Genomic DNA, 20,509 nt, shown 5'->3' with positions numbered 1-20,509 from the left:
TCAGCTCCTCCCATAGGCGAGGGGGCCGGTGGCGGCGAGGCCGGCGCGGCTCTCGCGCGTGGAGAGCTGGCGGTCGAGTAGGGTGAAGATCTCGAAGGCGTCCGCGCGCCGGCCGAGGTGATAGAGCGACCAGGCGCGCATGGTCATCAGGTCGCGCGGCTCGGAGACATGGGCGCGGCGGCGGTCGAGCACGTCGAGGGTGGCGCTCCACGCCTGACGGTCGAAATTGGCGATCGCCTGCTGGGCGAGCACGATGCGGCCGATCTCGTCGCGGCGCGCCGGGGTGAGGCCGCCCGAGGCGGCGACCCGAGCGGCGTCGTCGGTGCGGCCCGAGCGCAGGTGGGCGAGCGCCTGACCATAGGCGGCTTCCGCGGCGATGCGGGGATCGCCCCGGCGCGCCGCCTCGAAGGCGACGGCGGCCTCTTCCGCGCGCTTCTGATCCATCAGGCACCAGCCGGCGGCGAGGGCGTCGGCGGGCGATCCGGAGGAGCGCAGGATTCGTTCGGCGACCAGCGTCGAGCAGGAACGCTTCGGTTCGACCGGCGCGGCCTTGGCGACGGCGCGGTGGGCGTTCGGATCGGAGGTGACGAGGCGCGGCAGGTCGGGGAAACGGCCGCGATAATCGGTCTCGAGCCGGGCGAAGTCCTTCTTCTCACCGAGGGCGGCGAGCGCCAGGAGGTGGCCTTCGGCCGACTTCACCGACGGGCGCCAGGCCATCGACTTGGCGAACCAGGCGGCGGCGGCGCGATATTGGCGGGCGCCGTGGGCGTACCAGGCGAGCGCCTGGGCGGCGTCGCCGGATTCGAGCTTCTCGGTCAGCGCCGCGTAGCGGGCGAGGCGATCGGCGGGGACGGTGCCGGGGTTCGGCCGGGTCAGGTCGGCGCCCATCAGGTCGAGGAACAGCGCGCCGACTTCCGGATCGTCGATCTGCGTCATGGCGAGGGTCAGGGCCTCGGCGTGGCGGCCGCTCGCCTCGCGCACCAGCACGCCGCCGAGCACCGCCTTGGCGCCGCCGCCGTGGTCGGCGGCGAGATCGAACCAGCGCTGAGCGGTCTTCCAGTCCTTGCGGCGATGGGCGACCCAGCCGAGCAGGGCGGCATCGTCGGCGGTGCCGTCGGTGGCGGACGCGGTCTTGGTCAGGCGGTCGAGGTCGGCCGGGGGCACGGGCTTGCCGGCGTCGGCCTTCAGCCAGTCGCCGAGGGCGGCGCGGGCGACGTCGACGCGCAGGGCCTCGAACTCGCCCTTGCCGTCGGGGTCCTTGCGCTCGTCGGCGAAGAGGGGGCCGGCGGCGTCGGCGCCGAGCACGGCGAGGGCCTTGCGCACGGTGCCGGAGCGTTCCTCGGCGGTCTTGGCGCCGGCGAGCGCGAGCTTGTAGAGCTCGAGGGCGTGGTCACGGGCGCCGGTCTTCGCGGAGGCCTCGGCGAGACGCCAGGTGACGTCGAGATCGTCGGCGCCGACCAGGAGCGGATCGCGCTCGGCGGTCTTCAGCACCTCGGCCCAATCGGCGGCGTCGGAGGCCTTGACCAGTTCGTTGCGCAGTTCCTTGCGGCGGAGCTTGTCGACCATGTCCTGGGACGGGCGCCAACCCGGCTGGCGGGCGCCGCGGCGCTCGATCTCGAGCTTCAACTGGTCGATCTGGTCCTTGCCGTAGAGGTCCCACAGGGCCTGTTCGTCGGAGGCGCCGGGGCGATAGAGATCGGCCGGCGGCTCCCAGCCGGGATAGAGCGCGCGCAGGCGACGGATCTCGGCCTCGACCCGGGCCGTGGCGTGCTGAGAGGCGTAATAGCGCAGCGCGCTCTCGTCGACGCGGGCGTCGCTGCGCGACACCGCCGGGTCGACCGGCGGGGCGGCGAAGGCGCGATCGGCGTCCTCGCGGGTCATGGCGCCGGCGTCGAGCGTCGCCTGCGACCAGCCGGCCCGGTCGAGCGCGACGGCGGGGGCGGCGGCGAAGGAGCCGAGGAGCGCGAGCGTGGAGCCGAGACGACGGGCGGTCACCAGCATGTCGGATGCCTCATGTTGACCGCGACCAGCGCGAGGGCGCGCAGGGTCGCGGGGTAGTAGTGGTCGACGTCGGCGGTGCGCAGGTCGTCGGGCACGCGGGTGCCCTCGAGGCTGCAGGCGACGAGAGCGGCGACGGCGCGATAGCCGGGGTCGGCGAAGGGCTCGAGATCACGGCCGCTGGTCAGGTCGACGACGGCGAGAGGGGGGCGCGCCGTCCCCTCGACCGACCAGCGGGCCATGAAGGGGGCGAGGCTCTCGCGGCGATGCTCGGCGGTCCAGGCGATGTAGAGCGGCACGCGCAGCGCGTTGTAGCCGAAGACCGCCGGGAAGCCGTCGGCGGCGGCGACGTCCTTGCCGGAAAGCGAGGCCCATTCGGGCGGCAGGCCGGTCGAACCGATGCGGGTGGCGGCGAGGATCGCGTGGCCAGTCGCCGCCACGGCCTTCCAGTCGCGATCGGGCACGGCGCGGTCGAGGTCGGCGAGGGCGGGGAAGACCCAGTAGGACGGGTTCACCACCGGGCCGTCCTTGCGGTCGCCGGCGCGGAACCCGTCGACGGCGGGCAGCAGGGCGGGGCCGAAGCCGGTGCGGATCACCGTCCGGTCGTAGACGGCATGGGCGATGCGGCGGCCGGCGAGGGTGAAGGCGGGTTCGGACCACGCCTCGCCGGCGACGGTGAGCGCCCAGGCGACGAGGAGGTCGCCGTCGGTGGCGTTGTTGGGGTCGCGCACATTGGGGGCGGGGCCGGGCTGCCAGCGCCACGAGGCGAGGCCGTCCTTGCGCAGATAGAGATTGGCCCGGGTCCAGGTCCAGATCCGGCGGAAGGCGTCGCGGTCGTCGGCGGCGAGCGCGAGGATCAGGCCGTAGCCCTGGCTCTCGGAATGGCTGATGCCGCCGTTGACGTCGTCGACGACCCGTCCCTCGGGGGTGACGAAGCGGGCCGCATAGGCGGTCCACAGGCCGGGCACCGGCAGGGCGCCGCGCAGGGTCACGTCGGTCGCCCGGGGCGCGGCGACGGCGCGCGTGGTCTCGGGCCGGCCGACCAGCGAGAGCGCCGCGACGATCGCCAGCACCAGGGCGGCGACCGGCGCGAGACGGACGAGGGGGCGGGCACCGAACGGGGTCCACGTCACGAGCGCACTCCCACGTGGGGGATGAGGCGCGCGGTGGAGAAACCGAGCAGGCCGGCGGCGAGGAGCGCGAAGGCGACGAAGACGATCGGGTGCTCGCCGACCCAGCCGGCGGCGATCAGGCGGAAGTTGCCGGGGTTCGCGGCCGTGGTGGGGAAGAAGGCGCGAGCATCCGTCGGGGCGGTCTGGAGCTTTTCGTCGACCCGGTCCCAGGCGGCGGCCTTGCCGGAAAGCTCGCCCCAGCGCTCGGCCTCGGTGAGGATCTCGACGCCCTCGGCGAGGGCGGTCGCGGTGGCGGCGGTGGTCAGCGTCCAGACGCCGCCGCCGCCGGAAAGAGCCTGGGCGAAGACGACGCCGGTGGTGGCCGTGGGGGCGAAGGCGGGGCCGGCGGGCTCGCCGCCCAGGACCGGACCGAGGGCTCGGCGGATCTGGGATTCCGCGCCGCGCACGAAGGCGGCCGGCGACCACGGGCTCTCCATCGAGCGGCGCCACTGGTCGACGAGGTCGGTCTTGCCGTCGGCGGGGGCGGTCGGGCGGAACTGGAGCGTGCCGGTGACGATCGGATCGAAGGCCTCCTCGAGGGCGGCGAGGCGCAGCGCGTCGACGCGGCGGGCGAGGGGATCGGACGCGGCCGGGGCCGCCTCGGAGACGCGATCGGCGGCGGGGCGCCGGCTCCAGGCGTCGCGGATCGCCACGGGCTCGATGCCGACGGCGCCGGCGATGGTGCCGGGCAGGTCGGCGAAGGCGCCGACGACCCAGGCCGAGGGGGCGTCGGCGGGCGGGTTGCGATAGGCGATCTCGGGCACGCCGACGCGGCCGTCGGCGGTGGCGATGCGGGTCAGCAGCGTGGCGAGCGCCGAGACGGTGCCGCGATCGGGGCGCGGCATCCACACGGTCGGGCGGGTCTCGGCGTCGAGGCTCGCGAAGACGCCGGCGCCGGTCGCGCCGAGGTCGGGCAGATGGGCGATCCGGGCGAAGGCCGGGAAGACGATCTCGCTGCGGTCGACGAAGAGGAAACGCTTGGCGGCATCGATCTGGAGGGCGGGATCGCAAGTCTCGTCGTCGCCGTGCGGCACGCTCGCCTCGATCTCCAGCCGGTTGCGGCCGGGGCGGAAGGCGGAGAGCGGGATCTTCAGGGCGCGGTCGGAGAAGATCTCGCCGGCCTTGTTCGACAGCGGCATACCGGCGATCTGACGGCCGTTGACGCGCAGGGTGAGGCGGCTCGCGCGATCGAGGCCGGGGGCGTAGCCGCCGGCGAGCTTCAGCGACACCTTGGCGTAGTCGGCGGCATAGAGATCGGCCGGCAGGCGCAGGTCGACGGCGGTGCGGAACAGGCGGCCGGAGAATTCGGTCGAGGTGGCGCCGAGTTCGGCGAGGGTGTGGCCCTCGCCGCCGGCGACGGGCAGGCCGCCGAGCGCGGCGCGGGCGCGAAGGCCGGCGGGGCTGCCTTCCGGATGGTCGGCGGCGGCGGTGAAGTCGGCGACGACGCGGTCGATCGCGGTCGCGTCCTCCGGCACCGCCAGGGTGAGGCGGGTCGGATCGGGATCGTCGATCAGGGCGACGACGTCGGCGGGCAGCGCGGCGGTGGCGCCCAGCCCGGCGCGGGCCTGAGCGCCGATCAGGAGATCGATGCCGGGTCCCTTCTCGGGCGCGCGCACCACCGAGACGACGGGGTCGAGGAAGCCGCCGGCGAGCGATACCGCCTGCGCGAGGCGCAGGGCGCGGGCGAGGCGGGCCGGGTCGGGATCGGTCGCGGTGACGAGGCGGATGCGGACGCGGCCGCTCGCGTCGGGGGCGACGTCGGCGACGTCGGCGAGGCTGCGGCGCTCGGGCGCGAAGGTCTGCGGGAAGACGAGGCCGGTGCGGGCGCGGTCGATCTCGGTCCACAGTTCATAGGTCGAGGCGGCGGAACATTCGACGCGGTGGCGCTGTTCGGCCTCGACGCGCAGATCGTTCCAGCCGGCGTGGAGCGTGCCGGCGGGGAGTGTCAGCTCGACGGTCTTGGCGCCGCCGTTGGTGGCGATCGGGAAGGAGCCGACCGACTTGCCGTCGACGAAGACGGTGAGGCGCGAACCCTCCGGCATCACCGAGACGGCGGCGACATGGGTGAGGCGCAGGCGCGGGGCGCTCGCCGCCTCGGCCGCGGTCAGCCACACAGGCCAGGTGAGGTGGTCGTTCTCGCCGGTCAGCTTGGTGGAGCGGCCGATCGAGGGCAGACGGCGCAGGGTGCCGGTCTCGGTGGCGACCGTGACGATCGACTGACCGGCGGCAGACGAGCCGGTGGTGACCGGCGACGGCGCGGGCTCGCCCCGCGGCGCGGCTGCGGCCTCGATCGAGGCCAGGGCGCCGAGGAGAACGGCGGCGACGGCGGCACGCGGCAGGGGCGAACGGAGCGGGCGAACCGGCATGGCGGATCCTCTCATCGGTCGGGCCGTGGTGGGCTCGGTCGCCATCAGGCGAAGCGGGTCTTCTCGAGGGGCACCGGGATCGGCCGGGGCTCCTCGACGGCGACGGGTATCTCGACCGGGGTCGGCTCGGCGCGTTCCTTGGCGGCGATCTTCACCGCACGGCCGGTCTGGGATACCGCCCAGCCGAGGAACTGGAGCGTGCCGGCGAAGAGGCTGCGGCCGGAGCGGCGGCGCTCGCGGAAACTGTCGAGCACGGCGGCCTGGCCGTACATCAGCTCGGCCACGGCGACGTAGCCGGCGCTGGTCAGCTCCCTGAACTCCATGCCGAGGAACTGCCCGCTCTCGTCGGTGGCGACGCGGCGGACGATGACGGTGATCGGCGTCGGCTGGGGCCGGCCGGGACGATCGACCAGGAGGGTGGCGACGGCGCCGTTGATGCGCGGGCCGCCGAGGGTGGCGCCGAGCGGACGCAGGCGCACGCCGCCGATCGAGACGTCCTCGATCACCACCTGGACGCTGTCGCCGGCGACGAGCAGCTCGGCCTTGCGGGTGATGTCGAGGCGCTGGTTGCGGCGGCGCTCCGGCTTCTCGGCGACGACACCGAGGGCGACGCCGGCGATGATCAGGTTGAACGTGTTCCACAGGCCGACCACCAGCATCAGGTCGTTGGCCTCGGGGTCGACGAAGAAGCGCTGGAAGGCGACGGCGGAGGCGACGGCGAGCACGCCGAAGATGGCGAAATAGCGCGGCGCCAATTCGGAGAGCTGAGCCTTCTCGGTGGTCAGGCCCTTGGCCGTGACGTTGAAGGTCGGCTTCCTCGGATTGCGGATCACCGACAGGATGGCGCCGGCGAGATAGGGCATCTGGACGTATTCGTAGAGCTCGCTGATCCAGGGCCAGCGCACGCGGCCGTAGAGATAGTTCTGCATCAGCATGTTCACGATCATGTAGGAGACCGTGTAGGCGATGAACTCGTGGACGTTGGCGACGTAGAGCTTCACGCCGAAGAAGATGTAGAGCAGCGGCGCGACCACGAAGGCGAGGCGCGGCAGCGGGAACAGCCAGAACAGCGCGCTCGAGGCATAGGCGATGCGCTGCGGCAGGCTGAGGCCGCGCTTCATCAGCGGGTTCTTCAGGAGCAGGATCTGGATCATGCCCTGGCACCAGCGCGAGCGCTGACCGATGAAGGAGGCGAGCGTCTCCGGCTGGAGACCGGCGATCATCGGCTTGTCGACGAAGCGGGAATGCCAGCCGCGCGCGTGGAGGTCGAGCGCGGTCTCGCAATCCTCGGTGATGGTGACGCCGGAGAAGCCGCCGGCCTCGTCGACGGCGGAGCGCCGCAGCACCGCGGCCGAGCCGCAGAAGAAGGTGGCGTCCCAGCGATCGAGACCGCGCTGGATCACCGAATAGAACATCTCGTTCTCGGACGGCATCCGCGCCCAGGTCGACAGATTCTTCTCGATCGGGTCGGGATTGAGAAAGAAGTGCGGGGTCTGGACCAGGAACAGCTTGGGGTCGTCGGCGAAGTGACCGACCGTCTCCTGGAGGAAATCGTGGGTCGGGGCGTGGTCGGCGTCGAAGACCGCGATCAGGTCGCCGTCGGTGTGGGCGAGGGCGGCGTTGAGGTTGCCGGCCTTGGCGTGGACGTTGCGCTCGCGGGTGAGATAGGTGGCGCCGAGGCGGGCGGCCAGTTCCTTCATCTCGGCATGGCGCGCATGGGCGGCGGCGGCGGCGACGGGGTCGGCGGAATTGCGCTTCTGATCGGTGCCGCCGTCGTCGAGCAGATAGACCCGCAGCTTGTCGGCCGGATAGTCCATCGACACGGCGGCGGCGAGGGTGGCGGCGATCAGGTCGGCCGATTCGTTGTAGGTCGGAACGTAGACGTCGACCTTGGGGCTCTGCGCGGCGGTGAGACGACGGGTCGGGGGACGGCGCACGGGCGCGGCGACCACGAACAGGCTGACGAACAACATGCCGACGCAGAACATCTCGGCCGCCCAGAGCGCGAGGCCGAAGCCGAATCCGACCGGGTCCGACATCGACGGCAGCGTCTCGGTGGTGCGCCACCACACGTAGCGCAACACCACCAGCGTGCCGAGCGCCAGATAGATCTGGCGGCGCACCGGCGTCGGCGCGGTGCGGCGGAGAATCACCATGGCGGCCACCACGGCGACGCCACAGACCAACTGTGTCTCGACGCCGACCGGGCTGGTCGCCAGAGCGAGCACGGCGATCGTCGCGATCGACCAGGTGAGCAGAGTGGTGATGGGCGGCATCGCTTCGATCCACGGTTGGTGTAGTCCCAGCCCAGGTCTACCGTGAACTTGACGTCGAGGCAGTCGGCAATATTTTCCTTCGAATTTTACAGGAAAAAATCAGTAAACAGCCTTGGTTAACGAATCGTGTACTTCATATTTCGTTGAGATCTGTTTCTGTTATCGATCCGCTCGGCGTTGTTTTCATTCGAATTTCGGGCGCCATATGATGGTTTACGAAGGATGAATAGACGAAATCACGGAGACGCGGCGGCGAGGGGCTGTTAACAATTTCGGCCCGCGGACGCGGGAATCGGGGCCGAAGCGGCTCCCGGCGTGGCCCTTCGGACGGGGGTGGGCGAGGGCAGCGGTCCGCCCGGCGGGCGGAGGGTCCGGAGGCCTCGTTTCGTCGCGGGAAAGCCCGGGATCGCGTGCGGGACCGATTGACAGGCGGCGGCGGCATCCCTATGGTCCCGCTCGAATTCACGAGCGAGCGCGGGCGACCGCGCTCGTTCTCGCATGTTCCTCGCCGTCGACGAGGAGGCTCCGAAGGGGGCGTCCGGCGACGACGGCATCGGGGTGGGGGTCACGGCCTCCATGTCGATCAACCGTTCGGTATCAGACGATGAAGATCAAGAACTCGCTGAAGTCGCTCCGTACCCGTCACCGCGACAATCGTCTGGTGCGCCGGAAGGGCCGCGTCTACGTCATCAACAAGACCAACCCGCGCTTCAAGGCCCGTCAGGGCTGAGCCGCGCGCGATCGAGGCGCGAGATTTCGCGCCGGATCCCGGGTGATCTCGACGAGCCGCATGAAGGGGAGCATTCTCCCTTCATGCGGCTCGTTTCGTTTCTGCCTCGCCTTCGATTCTCTCCGCCGGTTCGCGTCGTGCTCTCCGGCGGTTGCCTTCGCGCCGCGCGGAAGAGACGCGCGGCGGTGGCCGTGCTCGTCTCTTTCCTTGCGATCGGCGGCGGGATGCCGGCGGGCGCGGCGCCGCCGATCGACCGGCCGGCGGCCGCGATCGAGCAGCCGGTCGAGGCGGAGGCGTTGCGCCGGGCCCTGGCCGAGGCGGAGACGGCCGAGGTGGCGGCGCCTCTGCGGCGACGGCTCGAGATCCTGCGTCTCCATTCGAACAGCGCGGCGGCCGATCTCCTGACGGCGCGGGCGGGCGCGGCGCGGGCGGCCGGCGACGTCGGCACGGCGCTCGATCTTCTCGACGCGGCGATCGCGGTGGCGCCGCATTGGGCGGCGGGACGGCGTCTGCGCGGTCTGGTGCATGTGGAACGCGGCGCCTTCGGGCCGGCGGCGGTCGATCTCGACGCGGCGGTGCGGCTCGATCCGAGCGACGCGACGGCCTTGTTCGTCTCGGCGGCGCTGCGGGAGCGGGCGGGCGAGCCGGCGGCGGCGCTCGATCTCGCGCGCCGGGCGCAGGCGGCCGATCCGCAGTTGCCGGGGGTGAGCGAGACGGTGGAGCGGCTGACGCTCGAGGTCGAGGGGCGGCCGCTGTGATCCGGCGCGGGCTCTATGCGGGGATCGGCGTCGGCTCGGTCGGTCTGGCGATCGCCGGGGCGGTGTTGCCGCTGTTGCCGACGACGCCGTTCCTGCTGTTGGCGGCCTGGGCCTTCGCGCGGTCGTCGCCGAGGGCGGAGGCGTGGCTGCTGGCGCATGGGCGATTCGGGCCGACGATCCGCAATTGGCGCGAGCGCGGCGCGGTGGCGCGTTCGGCCAAGCGGACGGCGGCGCTGGTGATGCTCGCGACGCTCGTCGTAGGCGCCGTGGCGGGGCTGCCGGCGTGGCTGCTCTGCGTGCAGGCGGCGGTCTTCGTCGCCGTCTCGGTGTTCCTGTGGACCCGTCCGGAACCACCGGCGGCGTGATTCCCGCGGGCTCAGAGCGCCCCGGAGCCGTCGGCGCCGACGAAGGCGATGCGCAGCATGTTGGTCGAGCCGGGCGTGCCGAAGGGCACGCCGCCGACGACGATGACGCGCTGGCCGGGGCGGGCCCAGCCCTCGCCATGGGCGATGCGGCAGGCACGATCGACCATGTCGTCGACGTCGCGGGCATCCGCCGCGACCACGCAGTGGACGCCCCAGACGAGGGCGAGACGACGCGCCATGGCGGGCGAGGCGGTCAGCGCCACGACCGGCGTGAAGGGGCGCTCGCGGGCGGCGCGCAGGCCGGTCGAGCCGGACTGGGTCAGGCAGACGATGGCGGCGACGTTGAGGGTCTCGCCGATCTGGCGGGCGGCGGCGGTGATGGCGTCGGCGCCGGTCGCCTCCGGCTCGGTGCGCTGGGCGGCGACGATCTGGCGCCAGGTCGGGTCGCGCTCGGTCGCCTCGGCGATCGCGTTCATCATCGCCACCGCCTCGACCGGGTATTTGCCGGCGGCGCTCTCGGCCGACAGCATGATCGCGTCGGAACTCTCGTAGACGGCGATGGCGACGTCGGAGACCTCGGCGCGGGTCGGGACCGGCGCGTTGATCATGCTCTCCAGCATCTGGGTGGCGACCACCACCGGCTTGCCGAGCTTGCGGCAGGCGCGCGAGATGCGCTTCTGCAGCGCCGGCACCTGCTCGAGCGGCATTTCGACGCCGAGATCGCCGCGCGCCACCATGATCGCGTCGGACAGTTCGATGATCTCGCCGAGGCGCTCGATCGCCTGCGGCTTCTCGATCTTGGCCATGATGCCGGCGCGGCCCTTGGCGATCTTGCGGACCTCGGCCAGATCCTCGGGGCGCTGGACGAAGGACAGGGCGATCCAGTCGACCTTCTCGGCCAGGGCGGCGTCGAGATCGGCGCGGTCCTTCTCGGTCAGGGCGCCGATCGGCAGGTCGGTGTCGGGCAGCGACACGCCCTTGCGATCGGAGACGCGGCCGGCGACGACGACGGTGGCGACGATGGTGTGGCCGCGCTTCTCGACGCAGCGCAGCTTGACCTTGCCGTCGTCGATCAACAGGTGATGACCGACCTCGACAGCCTCCAGGATCTCGGGATGGGGCAGGCGCACGCGTTTCGCGTCGCCCGGGGTCGGGTCGCCGTCGAGGACGAAGAGGGCGCCGGCGGCGAGATCGACCGGGCCGTCGGCGAAGGCGCCGAGGCGCAGTTTCGGGCCCTGGAGATCGGCGAGAATGCCGACCGGGCGGCCGACGCGGGTCTCGATCGAGCGAATGGTGGCGACGAGCGCGGCGAGGCGCTCGTGATTCGTGTGACTCATGTTGATGCGGAATACATCCGCGCCGGCCCGGAACAGCTTCTCGATGGTCTCGGGGTCCGAGGAGGCGGGCCCGAGGGTCGCCAGGATCTTCACTCGCCGGTCGCGCTTCATGACGTCACCATGGTTCTTGGTTCGTCGTTTCTAGACCCGGGCGCGGACGTGCCCAAGCGCAAAATCACCGCCCGGCGCAAATTCTTGCGATTCGAGGCGACGGCGTCAGGGCGTCCCGGGGGCGGCGCGGCCGGGCTCGGTCAGCTGCACCGTCCAGGTCCGCTGTTCGCCGGTGTCGATCTCGAAGAAGCCGGTGCGCTCGAAGCCGCGCTTGAGGCAGTCGTCGATGCCCTTGATCGTGAAGGTCTTTTCCTGGGTGCACATGAAGGAGCGGCCGCTCCACTCGCCGCCGTGGTCGTAGTCGACGGCGTAGAGATAATAGAAGCGCGACACCAGGGGCCCGGCGAGCAGGGTCTCGCAGGCATTGCCGGCGATGTTCCACCAGCCCTCGGTCTTCCAGGCTTCCTCGTCCTTGTAGCCGACGGCGATGCCGATGCGGCTCGGCGTCTTGTTGCAGACGCGCAGATCGGCGAGGGCGGGGCCGGCGAGGGTCAGCACGCCGAGGCCGATCAGGACGGCGAGCGAGGACAACCGAGCGCGCGGCGCAGGGGCGGAAGTCGTCTCTCGGCGGGGGTCCGGGCTCGTCTGCATGTCACCGTCGTGGATCGTCGAAACCGGCGCAAGAGTCAACCGACGCCGGGCGAGATGTCAATCGCGACAGGGGTTTCCCTCACGTCGCGGGTTTGCTCGCGGCGCGGGCGCGCCGTGGCTCGCGCGGCCGCGCCACCCAGATCCCCGCGAGAATGGCGAGGCCGCCGGCGATCTGCCAGGGGCCGAGCGTCTCGGCGAAGAACATCCACCCGAACAGGGCGGCGGCGAGCGCCTCGAGGAAGATCACCAACGAGGAAAAGGCGGCGGAGAGATGGCCGAGCGCATAGGCGAGCAGGCCCTGACCGCCGACGTGACTGATCGTCGCCATGGCGACCAGCGCGGCGACGCCGCCGAGGCTCGACGGGATCCAGGCGTTCTCGAAGGCGGCGGCGACGACGCCGAGCACGATCGCGGTGACCACCGAGGAGCGGGCGAGCACGACGCTGGCGGAGGCGTTGCGGCGGGCGACGCGGACGGCGAGGAAATAGAGGCCGAAGCCGAGCGAGGTGCCGATGCCGTAGAGATCGCCGAGGAGACGTTCCGGGGCGAGCTGCCAGCTGGAGCCGATCAGCGCGATCGCGCCGACGATACACAGGCCTAGGCCGGCGACCATGGTTCGGGTCACTCGTTCGCCGATCACCAGCGAGAACAGCATCACCCAGACCGGCGCCATCGACGACAGGAGGGTGGCGTTGGCGATGGTGGTGTGGAGGATCGAAAGGTGCCAGAAGAAGAGGTCGACCGAGAAGAAGACGCCGGCCAGCACGATGCCGCGCGTCCAACCGGGATCGGCGACGGCGCGATCGCGGGCGAGGCTCCAGCGCGCCCAGCCCCACAGCAGCGGCAGCGCCAGGAGAACCCGGTAGAAGGCCGAGGTGAACGGGCCGACGCCGGCCTCGCGCACGAAGACCGGCGAGATGCCCATGGCGAAGGCGGAGGCGACCAGCGCGAGGAGCGCGATCGTGGCCGCGGTGTGGGATGCCTCGGACGACGAAGGAGTGGACATCGAGGGCTCGGAGTTGGGCGGGGCGGCGCGCGGACTGGTCAGGCCGAGCGGGACGGCCTAACGTCTCCTAGTCGATCCCACGAGCGAGGTCCACGTCGCGCATGCATGCCGCCTCCCCGAAACCGTCCGGTCCCGCCGGCTTCGACGAAGACGCCTACGAGATCCTGCCGGGCGAGGCGGGGGCCGGGCTGATCCTGCTGGCCGATCACGCCTCCAACCGGGTGCCGCCGGACCTCGCCGATCTCGGCCTGCCGGCGAGCGAATTTCGCCGCCACATCGCCTGGGACATCGGCGTCGCGGCGCTGACGCGGGGCCTTTCGGCGCGGCTCGGCGTGCCGGCGGTCCTGTCGCGCTTCTCGAGGCTGGTGATCGATCCCAATCGCGGCGACGACGACCCGACCCTGATCATGCGGCTCTCCGACGGCGCGGTGGTGCCGGGCAACGCCGGTGTCGACGCGGCCGAGCGCGAGGCGCGCCTCGCCCGCTTCTGGCGGCCCTACCACCGGGCGATCCGGGCGACGATCGACGCGGGCTTCGCGGCCGGGCGGGCGCCGGTGGTGTTCTCGCTCCACTCGTTCACGCCGGTGTGGCGTGGCCATCCCCGGCCCTGGCACTGCGGCGTGTTGTGGGATGCCGATCCGCGCCTGCCGATGCTGTTGCTCGAGCGGCTGCGCGCCGATCCGACCCTGGTGGTGGGCGACAACGAGCCCTACGACGGCGCGCTCGCCGGGGACACGATGTATCGCCACGGCACGCGGCGCGGCCTCGCCCACGCCATTCTCGAGGTGCGTCAGGATCTGATCGCCGACGCGGCCGGGGTGGTGGACTGGGTCGCCCGTCTGGCGCCGATCCTCGAGGAGGCGATGCGGCGGGAGGATCTCGCCGAGCCGCGCCTCTACGGCTCGCGGACCGGGCCGGTCGAGGCGGATCGCTGACGACGCGCCCTCCGCCGCGTCTTGACCGGCGGGGCGGTTTGGGGCTTCATCCGCCGCTCTTCGATCCCCCTTTCGGGCCGCGCCGTTTCGGCTGCGGCCGTTCACTCCCAGGAGACCCTCATGACCGATCCCGCCGGCGTCGCCGCCGATCAACTCAAGTCCTTCGTCGAGCGGATCGAACGGCTCGAGGAGGAGAAGCAGACCATCGCCGACGACATCAAGGACGTCTATGCCGAGGCCAAGGGCAACGGCTTCGACGTCAAGATCCTGCGGCAGGTGATTCGCATCCGCAAGCAGGACAAGTCGGAGCGCGAGGAGATGGAGGCGATGCTCGATCTCTACATGCAGGCGCTCGGCATGGGCTACGGCCGCGTCGAGAGCTGAGCCGGCCGCGCCCGGGTTCTTGAAACACGAACGGCGCCCTCGCGGGCGCCGTCGTCGTTTCCGGAGGTCGCGCGGCGGCGGCTCACTGGGTCAGGATGACCGGCAGCGAGATCACGGCGGGGCCGGAGAAGGTGTGGGCGCCGAAGCCCTCGTCGAGGGAGGCGGTGGCGAAGCCGGCCGCCAGCGACATGCGCGGCTTGATCAGGAGCGGATCGAGCGCGTTCTGATCGGGATGCTTGAGGGCGGCGAAGGCCTCGCCGGTGGCCTCGTTCGACGGGTCGAAGATGCGATCGACGTCGGCGCGGTCGGTCTTCGGCGCGGAATGGGCGACCGGATGGCCGTTGGCGCCGATGCGGTCGGCCTTGCCGCGGGCTTGCGCGGCGGAGGGCGAGAAGCGGCTCTCGGGCACCGAGCGGCCTTCGGTCGCGGCGGCGCGGGTCGGGCTCGGCGCGGGGCCGAGGGCGGCGGTGCGGATCGACTCCTCGGGCGCGGCGATCGGTGCGGCCGAGGCATAGCCGAGGGCGACGGTGCGGTCGGTCTCGCCGGTGAAGGCGGAGAGGGCGGCGTGGGCGTCGGCCGGGGCGATCATCGCCTCGGCGACGCGCATGGCGCCGGTCGGGCGCGGCTTCGGCAGCGCGACCGCGATCGGCGTGCCGGTGGTCGGCGCGGCGGCGAGCTGGGCGAGCGCCAGCATCTCCATCGGCCGGGCGCCGGGGCGGTCCTGCGGCAGCGGCGCGGCGATCGGTTTCAAGCCGGGCGAGAAGGCGACGACGGCGGGACGAGTCTCGGCCCCGCGGGCGCGCTCGTCCTGGCCGGCGGAGCGGCCGCTCGGGCCCTGGATCCATCCCGGGGGCAGGCCGCCGGCCGTGGCGGCGGCGGCCGGGCCGTAGCGCGAGGGCATCGGCTCGGCCGAGGCGACGACGGCCGGACGGGTCGGGCCGGCAGAGGGCGGGGTGACCGGCATCGCGACCAGCGAACCGCCGGCGGTGGCGGTCGGCACCGGCGGCCGCGGCGGTAGGGGAACCTCCTCGGCGAGCGCGACCTGGGCCGGAGCGCGCGAGCGCCCGGCGTCCTGCGGCGCGCTCGGCCCGCCGGAGACGCCGGGAGGCATCTCGCCGGCGCGGGCGATCAGGCGCGGATTGGCGCCGGGAGGCAGCGGACCCTGGCGCAGTTCCTGGGCCTTGCGCGGCGCCGGGGCACGGACGGGGGCGCTCTCCTCCTCGTCGTCGCCGGGAGTGGCGGTGTAGGAGGACGAGCTCGACGACGAGCCGCCGCCGAACAGGGCGGCGAGCAGGCCGCCGCCGCCGGAAGACGAGCTCTCGACCGGGGCACCGCCTCGGGCCTTGCGGGCCTCGACCTCGGCGAGCGCGGTCTGATAGCCGGGCAGCGGCGCGCCGTCGGAGGGGAGATGGGCGGTCTTGCCGTCGGGGAAGAGGCGGACGAGCTGATCGTGGGTCATGCGCGGCCAGGCGCGCACGGAGCCGGTGTCCATGTGGACGAAGGGCGAGCCGGAGGTCGGGTAGAAGCCGACGCCGCCCATCTGGAGCTTCATGCCGGTCTCGCGCAGCTTGGAGAGCGGCACGTCCGGCAGATAGAAGTCCATCGCCTTGCCCATCATGTGCTGGGAGAACTTGGCGACGCCGCGCGAGCGGGTGCGCAGCGCATTGTTGGTGGCGGGCGAGCGATAGCCGGAGACGATGTGGATCGGCTGATGCGAGCCGACGCGGCGATAGACGTCCCACACGAGGTCGAACAGCATGGGATCCATGCGGGTCACCTCGTTGCGGCGCCAGTCGCGCAGCAGACGGTTCAGTTCCTGGAGACCCTGGGAGTCGTAGCCGCCGTCGCGCTTGAAGACGACGGTGGCACGCTCCTGCGTGTGGGTGTTGTAAAGGCTCAGAGCCCGCGTTTCCGCCTGAGAGGCGCCGGCCGTTCCGGCCAGAAGAAACGTCCCGGCGAGAAGTCTCGCCACGTCACGGCGTTCTACCATCTACCTGCGCCTCGAGAGACCCGAAGGTGTCATTCCACGGAACGTCGTCAGATGAAAGCGATCATCGTGTCCTCATCGGGACATTCCGTCTCCAGGCTCCGACATTGGACCAGAACGGTTAATGAAGCTTTTACCCTACCGCTTCTGCGTAAGGAATGTGTTCACCCTGGGGGGAATCACGAAGTGCGCGCAAATGTCGCAGCTCTTCGTTGTACCGCGATGCAACGAAGAGTGGCGTGTGGTGTTCGGGCAACGGGCTACCGGCGCGGCCCGGGCCTCGGCTCATACCCGTCTCGGGCATTCCGGCTCGTCCGGATTTCCCGAAGTCTCGGCCCTTCCGGCCGGAGCCCGTTCGGGCTCGCCTTCGCTCGCCGAGTCTCGAAGGGCTCGAACCTCGGCGAGCTCGGTCTCAGAGACCGAGAATGCGGCGCATCCGGGCGTCGTGGCCGTAGATGTCGCGGCGGGTCTGCACCTGACCGGCGTCGTCGACGAACTCGGTGAAGTAGACGATGTGAACCGGCACGTGGCGCTTCAGCATGACGGTCTTCTCGCCGCGTCCGAGCATCTTCTTCAGCCGGGAGCCGTCGAGCGTCTCGGGCTCCTCCGACAGGACCGCGTCGGCGAAGGAGAAGGGTTCGTGGACGCGCACGCAGCCGTGCGACAGGGCGCGATAGTCGCGCGAGAAAAGGCTGCGCGACGAGGTGTCGTGGATGTAGACCGAATGCTGGTTCGGGAACATGAACTTGATGTTGCCGAGGGCATTGCCGTCGCCGGGGCGCTGGCGGATCGAGACGTTGCCGGGCGAGACGGTCGCCCAGTCGACGGTCGAGGGGTCGACCGTGCGGTTGCCGACCTCGACCTCGTAGCTGCCGCCGAGGCGGCCCGCCTGGAGCTTCGACATCATCTCCTTCTTCACGATCGAATAGGGGACGTTCCAATAGGGATTGACGACCACGTATTCCATCGTCTCGGAGAAGATCGGGGTCTGGTTCTCCGGCCGCCCGGTGATGACGCGGGCGTGGTGGGTCGACTTGCCGGCCTTCATCACGTCGAGGTGGAAGTCGGGCACGTTGACGATCACGTAGAGTTCGCCGAGATCGCGCGGCAGCCAGCGCCATCGTTCCATATTGACGATCACGTCGGCGATGCGGTCGGCGTTGCCCTGGGCCTCGGCGTTCAGGGCGGAGACGGTGGAGCGACCGATCTTGCCGGTGGCGGCGAGGCCGCGCTCGCGCTGGAAGGCCTTCACGGCCTCGGCGAGGGCGGGATCGTAGGTCTCGGGATCGGCGTCGGAGGCGATGCTCGCCACGCCGAGGCGCTCGCGCAGTAGGGCGACGCGCTCGTCCTTCTGGCCGGGCTTCAGCAGCGGGCCGTCGGGCAGGCGCACGACCGGGGTCTCGGGCTCGCCGCGCAGACGCGCGAGCTCGGCCTTGAGGCGGCGATAGCCCTCGTGCGGTGGCGCGTAGCCGGCGATGGTCGCGTCGAGATCGCGGCCGTCGGCGAATTCGGCGAGAACCTCGGCCGGCTTCGGCTTGGGCGGATGCGGGGTGACGAGGTCGGACACCCGCGACGGCGCGAAACGGCCGGAGGCGAGGTGGCGGACGAGACGCAGCGCGGTCTCGCCGACGGCGAACTCGGCCTCGGCGCGCGCCTCGGGCGTGCCGGCGCGGCTCTGCGGCAGGGCATAGTCGGCCGGATCGAGACCGTCGCGATCGGAGGCGGCGATCGCCTTCGCGAGCCGGCGGCCCTCGGGGGTCAGATCCTGGGCGCCGACGAAGAAGGGGCGCCAGCCGCGATCACGATAGAAGGTGGCGAGGGCGGAGCGTTCGGCGCGCTCGTCGGCGGAGCCGGCGCGCGACACGGCGACCTTGCCCGCCTTCTCCATCGCCTCGGCGACGAGCTGATCCTCGAGCGAGGCGGCGACAGCGGCGTCGGTGGAGACCGGGGCGGGCGCGGCGGCGGTCTCGGGTGCCGCAACGGCGGGCGTGGCGGTCGGAGCCGGCGCCGCGGCGGCGGCGGGAGCGGGCGTGACGAGGAGAGGCGAGGAGACCGGCGCGGCGGCGGGCGTCGAGGCGGCGGTGGCCGGCATCGTCGTGGGCGTGGGCGTGGGCGTGGGCGTGGTGGTCGCGGTGGTCGCCGGCGCGGCCTTCAGGTCGATCGCCTCGGGCACCGGCAGCGCCGAAGCGGCGGCGTCGATCAGCGAGGAGGCATCGGCGGCGGGCGCGGGCGTGGGCACCGTCGCGGCTTCGACCGGCGCGGCGGCGGCCGGCGTAGTGACCACCGGCGCGGCTGCGGCCGGCGCCGGGGCGGGCGTGGGCGTCTCGGAGGCGGCCGGGGCGGCGGGAGCCGTGGTCTCGGTGGCGGGCCGGGTGGCGGCGACGTCCGGACGGGCGGGGGCGCGGGGCGCGCCGTCGACGTCGGTGAGGCCGGTCGAGGGGCGGGCGGTCAGCGGCGCCAGGGTGGAGCGGATCGGCGCCTGGGCCGGGGCGATCGAGCCGGTGACGCCGGCGGGATCGACCGGGGCGGTGCGCAGGGTCGCTTCGAGCGCGCGACGGCCCTCGCCGACGGTCTCGGCTCGGACGAGGCCGGAGGCGGCGGTCGTCAGCATCAGGCCGACGACGAGGGAGGACCAGTCGGACGTCTTCATCTTCGCACCACTCCGAAAGTCACGCGTCATCGTCTCTGGCGAAAGGTGAAGGGGAACGACCCGACCGGCCGGGGAACGCACCGAAACCGGCGCTCTGCGCCGGTTCGTTCATTCCGCAGCCTCGATCCCGCTCCCTTCCTCCAAACCATATTCCTTGAGCTTGCGATAGAGGGTCGAGCGCCCGATTCCCAGGCGCCGAGCCACCTCCGTCATGCGGCCACCGTAGTGGTCGATGGCGACACGAATCATCTCTTCCTCGATGGCGGCAAGATCGCGCACATGGCCGTCGGCGTCGAGAGATCGCAGAAATCCGAAGGGTGTCGGGCCGCTTCCGGCGGTGAGCCCGCCGGCGGCGGGCGACCAGCCGGTCATCGCCGTCTCGACCGTCGCGGTGGAAATCGAGCTCGGCAGGGTGTCGCGACGGACCGGGGCCGGGAGCTCCGGCGTCTCGATCGCGACCAGCCTGTGGTGTCGCGGCAACACCGGGGCGGCGCCGACCTGGGCGCTGATCTGGGGGAATTCCTCGACCGTCAACCAGGGGCCGTCGGAGAGGACGACCGCACGGAAGACGGCATTCTCGAGCTGGCGGATGTTGCCCGGCCAATCGTAGCTCTCGAGCAGCGCGATCGCCTCCGGCGTGACGCCGATCAGCCGCCGTCGCCCTTCCTCGGCCGCGAAGCGGGCGACGAAGGTCTTCACCAATTCGGGGATGTCCTCGCGGCGGTCGCGCAAGGGCGGCACCCAGACCGGGAAGACGTTGAGCCGATAATAGAGATCCTCGCGGAAGCGGCCTTCCTTGGTCATGTCGAGGAGTGAGCGGTTGGTCGCCGAGATCAGGCGGAAGTCGACCTTCACGGGTTTGCGCGAGCCGACCGGATCGATCTCGCCCTCCTGGATGGCGCGCAGGAGCTTCACCTGGATCTCGGGCGGCAGTTCGCCGACCTCGTCGAGGAAGAGCGTGCCGCCGTGGGCCTCCTGGAACTTGCCGACGTGGCGGTCGACGGCGCCGGTGAAGGCGCCCTTCTCGTGGCCGAACAGGATCGATTCGACCAGGTTCTCGGCGATGGCGCCGCAGTTCACCGTGACGAAGGGTTTGGCGCGGCGCTCCGAGGAGCCCTGGATGGCGCGGGCGATCAGCTCCTTGCCGACGCCGCTCTCGCCCTCGATCAGGATCGGGATGTTGGAGGCGGCGGCGCGGCGGCCGAGGCGGATGACGCGTTCCATCGACGGGGAGGAGGTGGCGAGATCCTCGAAGGTCAGGGTGCCGGTCGCGGTGCGGCGGGCGCGGGCGACCTCGTCCTCGAGGGCGCCGAACTTCAGCGCGTTCTGGATCGACACCTGGAGCCGTTCCGGCGACACCGGCTTCACCACGAAGTCGAAGGCGCCGGCGCGCATGGCGGAGACCACCACGTCGATGCCGCCGTGGCTCGTCTGGACGATCACCGGCGCGGAGACCCCGGCCTCGCGCAGCTTCAGGAGCACGCCCATCCCGTCGAGATCGGGCATCACCAGATCGAGGATCACCAGGGCGATGGCGCGGCCCTCGGGGCCGGTCATGCGGGCGACCGCCTCGGTGCCGTTGTCGACGACCACGGGATGGTGACCGAAGCGGCGTACGGCCTCCTCGAGCAGGCGACGCTGAACGGGATCGTCGTCACAGACCAGAATGCGCTCGGCCATGATCCTCTCGGGGACTCCGCTTTAACTCGTTCGTCTCGAATCGGGTCGATCGTGGGGGGCGGAGGTTGACCACTGGTTAACGACATGGCGCCGTCCCCGATTTCCCGATCGATCCTTCGCGCGATCGGTTGAAGCGGCGGCGGGGAACCCGATATGGAGGAGA

Annotated in this window: 15 protein-coding genes; 5 read left to right on the top strand and 10 right to left on the bottom strand. The window is 71.7% G+C overall.

Annotation, left to right across the window (positions count from 1 at the left end; genetic code table 11):
• The 4 genes from J3S89_RS06095 to bcsA are packed head-to-tail and all read right to left on the bottom strand — an operon-like array spanning window position 1 to window position 7,812.
• Window positions 1-2,001 (bottom strand): hypothetical protein, encoded by a 2,001-nt coding sequence (locus J3S89_RS06095; protein WP_217926576.1) that lies wholly within the window; start codon window positions 1,999-2,001, stop codon window positions 1-3.
• Window positions 1,992-3,131, bottom strand: coding sequence for a family 8 glycosyl hydrolase (locus tag J3S89_RS06090; protein WP_217926575.1), 1,140 nt, complete (start codon window positions 3,129-3,131; stop codon window positions 1,992-1,994). The genes J3S89_RS06095 and J3S89_RS06090 overlap by 10 nt, the downstream gene beginning before the upstream one ends.
• Window positions 3,128-5,536 (bottom strand): cellulose biosynthesis cyclic di-GMP-binding regulatory protein BcsB, encoded by a 2,409-nt coding sequence (locus J3S89_RS06085; RefSeq protein ID WP_217926574.1) that lies wholly within the window; start codon window positions 5,534-5,536, stop codon window positions 3,128-3,130. The genes J3S89_RS06090 and J3S89_RS06085 overlap by 4 nt, the downstream gene beginning before the upstream one ends.
• A 44-nt stretch (window positions 5,537-5,580) precedes the next feature.
• Complete coding sequence (bcsA, locus tag J3S89_RS06080; protein WP_217926573.1) at window positions 5,581-7,812, bottom strand: UDP-forming cellulose synthase catalytic subunit; 2,232 nt, start codon at window positions 7,810-7,812, stop codon at window positions 5,581-5,583.
• A gap of 604 nt (window positions 7,813-8,416) precedes the next feature.
• On the opposite strand from bcsA, the gene ykgO reads away from it, so the two are divergent.
• From ykgO to J3S89_RS06065, 3 genes are all read left to right on the top strand, one after another.
• A complete protein-coding gene (ykgO, locus tag J3S89_RS06075; RefSeq protein ID WP_217926572.1) occupies window positions 8,417-8,542 on the top strand; it encodes a type B 50S ribosomal protein L36 in 126 nt (41 codons plus the stop codon).
• 185 nt (window positions 8,543-8,727) lie between these two features.
• On the top strand, window positions 8,728-9,300 hold the full coding sequence (locus J3S89_RS06070) for a tetratricopeptide repeat protein (RefSeq protein ID WP_217926571.1): 573 nt from the start codon (window positions 8,728-8,730) through the stop codon (window positions 9,298-9,300).
• The gene (locus tag J3S89_RS06065) at window positions 9,297-9,665 is read left to right on the top strand and encodes a YbaN family protein (RefSeq protein WP_217926570.1); all 369 of its coding nucleotides are present in this window, start codon (window positions 9,297-9,299) and stop codon (window positions 9,663-9,665) included. The genes J3S89_RS06070 and J3S89_RS06065 overlap by 4 nt, the downstream gene beginning before the upstream one ends.
• An 11-nt stretch (window positions 9,666-9,676) precedes the next feature.
• Here the strand turns inward: J3S89_RS06065 and pyk are convergent, their stop codons facing one another.
• The 3 genes from pyk to J3S89_RS06050 all read right to left on the bottom strand — a co-directional run bounded on the left by pyk (window position 9,677) and on the right by J3S89_RS06050 (window position 12,710).
• Window positions 9,677-11,113: a pyruvate kinase gene (pyk, locus tag J3S89_RS06060; RefSeq protein WP_217926569.1), complete on the bottom strand. Its 1,437-nt coding sequence runs from the start codon at window positions 11,111-11,113 to the stop codon at window positions 9,677-9,679.
• 105 nt (window positions 11,114-11,218) lie between these two features.
• Window positions 11,219-11,704, bottom strand: coding sequence for a DUF1036 domain-containing protein (locus J3S89_RS06055; RefSeq protein WP_217926568.1), 486 nt, complete (start codon window positions 11,702-11,704; stop codon window positions 11,219-11,221).
• A gap of 79 nt (window positions 11,705-11,783) precedes the next feature.
• The gene (locus J3S89_RS06050) at window positions 11,784-12,710 is read right to left on the bottom strand and encodes a DMT family transporter (protein ID WP_217926567.1); all 927 of its coding nucleotides are present in this window, start codon (window positions 12,708-12,710) and stop codon (window positions 11,784-11,786) included.
• Window positions 12,711-12,811: 101 nt separating this feature from the next.
• Here J3S89_RS06050 and J3S89_RS06045 point away from each other — a divergent pair, with 101 nt between their 5' ends.
• Complete coding sequence (locus J3S89_RS06045) at window positions 12,812-13,645, top strand: N-formylglutamate amidohydrolase (RefSeq protein WP_217926566.1); 834 nt, start codon at window positions 12,812-12,814, stop codon at window positions 13,643-13,645.
• Window positions 13,646-13,765: 120 nt separating this feature from the next.
• Window positions 13,766-14,029, top strand: a complete 264-nt coding sequence (locus J3S89_RS06040; RefSeq protein ID WP_217926565.1) for a DUF2312 domain-containing protein — start codon at window positions 13,766-13,768, stop codon at window positions 14,027-14,029.
• A gap of 82 nt (window positions 14,030-14,111) precedes the next feature.
• Here J3S89_RS06040 and mepK read toward each other — a convergent pair whose 3' ends face one another.
• The 3 genes from mepK to J3S89_RS06025 all read right to left on the bottom strand — a co-directional run bounded on the left by mepK (window position 14,112) and on the right by J3S89_RS06025 (window position 20,346).
• On the bottom strand, window positions 14,112-16,019 hold the full coding sequence (gene mepK, locus J3S89_RS06035) for a peptidoglycan L,D-endopeptidase MepK (RefSeq protein ID WP_217926564.1): 1,908 nt from the start codon (window positions 16,017-16,019) through the stop codon (window positions 14,112-14,114).
• Between the two features lie 409 nt (window positions 16,020-16,428).
• Complete coding sequence (locus J3S89_RS06030) at window positions 16,429-18,666, bottom strand: L,D-transpeptidase family protein (RefSeq protein ID WP_217926563.1); 2,238 nt, start codon at window positions 18,664-18,666, stop codon at window positions 16,429-16,431.
• Between the two features lie 108 nt (window positions 18,667-18,774).
• Complete coding sequence (locus J3S89_RS06025; protein ID WP_217926562.1) at window positions 18,775-20,346, bottom strand: sigma-54-dependent transcriptional regulator; 1,572 nt, start codon at window positions 20,344-20,346, stop codon at window positions 18,775-18,777.
• Between the last annotated feature and the right edge of the window lie 163 nt (window positions 20,347-20,509).

Source organism: Pinisolibacter aquiterrae, from assembly GCF_019160155.1.
GTDB classification, from domain to species: domain Bacteria; phylum Pseudomonadota; class Alphaproteobacteria; order Rhizobiales; family Ancalomicrobiaceae; genus Pinisolibacter; species Pinisolibacter aquiterrae.
This window is presented reverse-complemented; position numbering and strand designations above follow the sequence as displayed.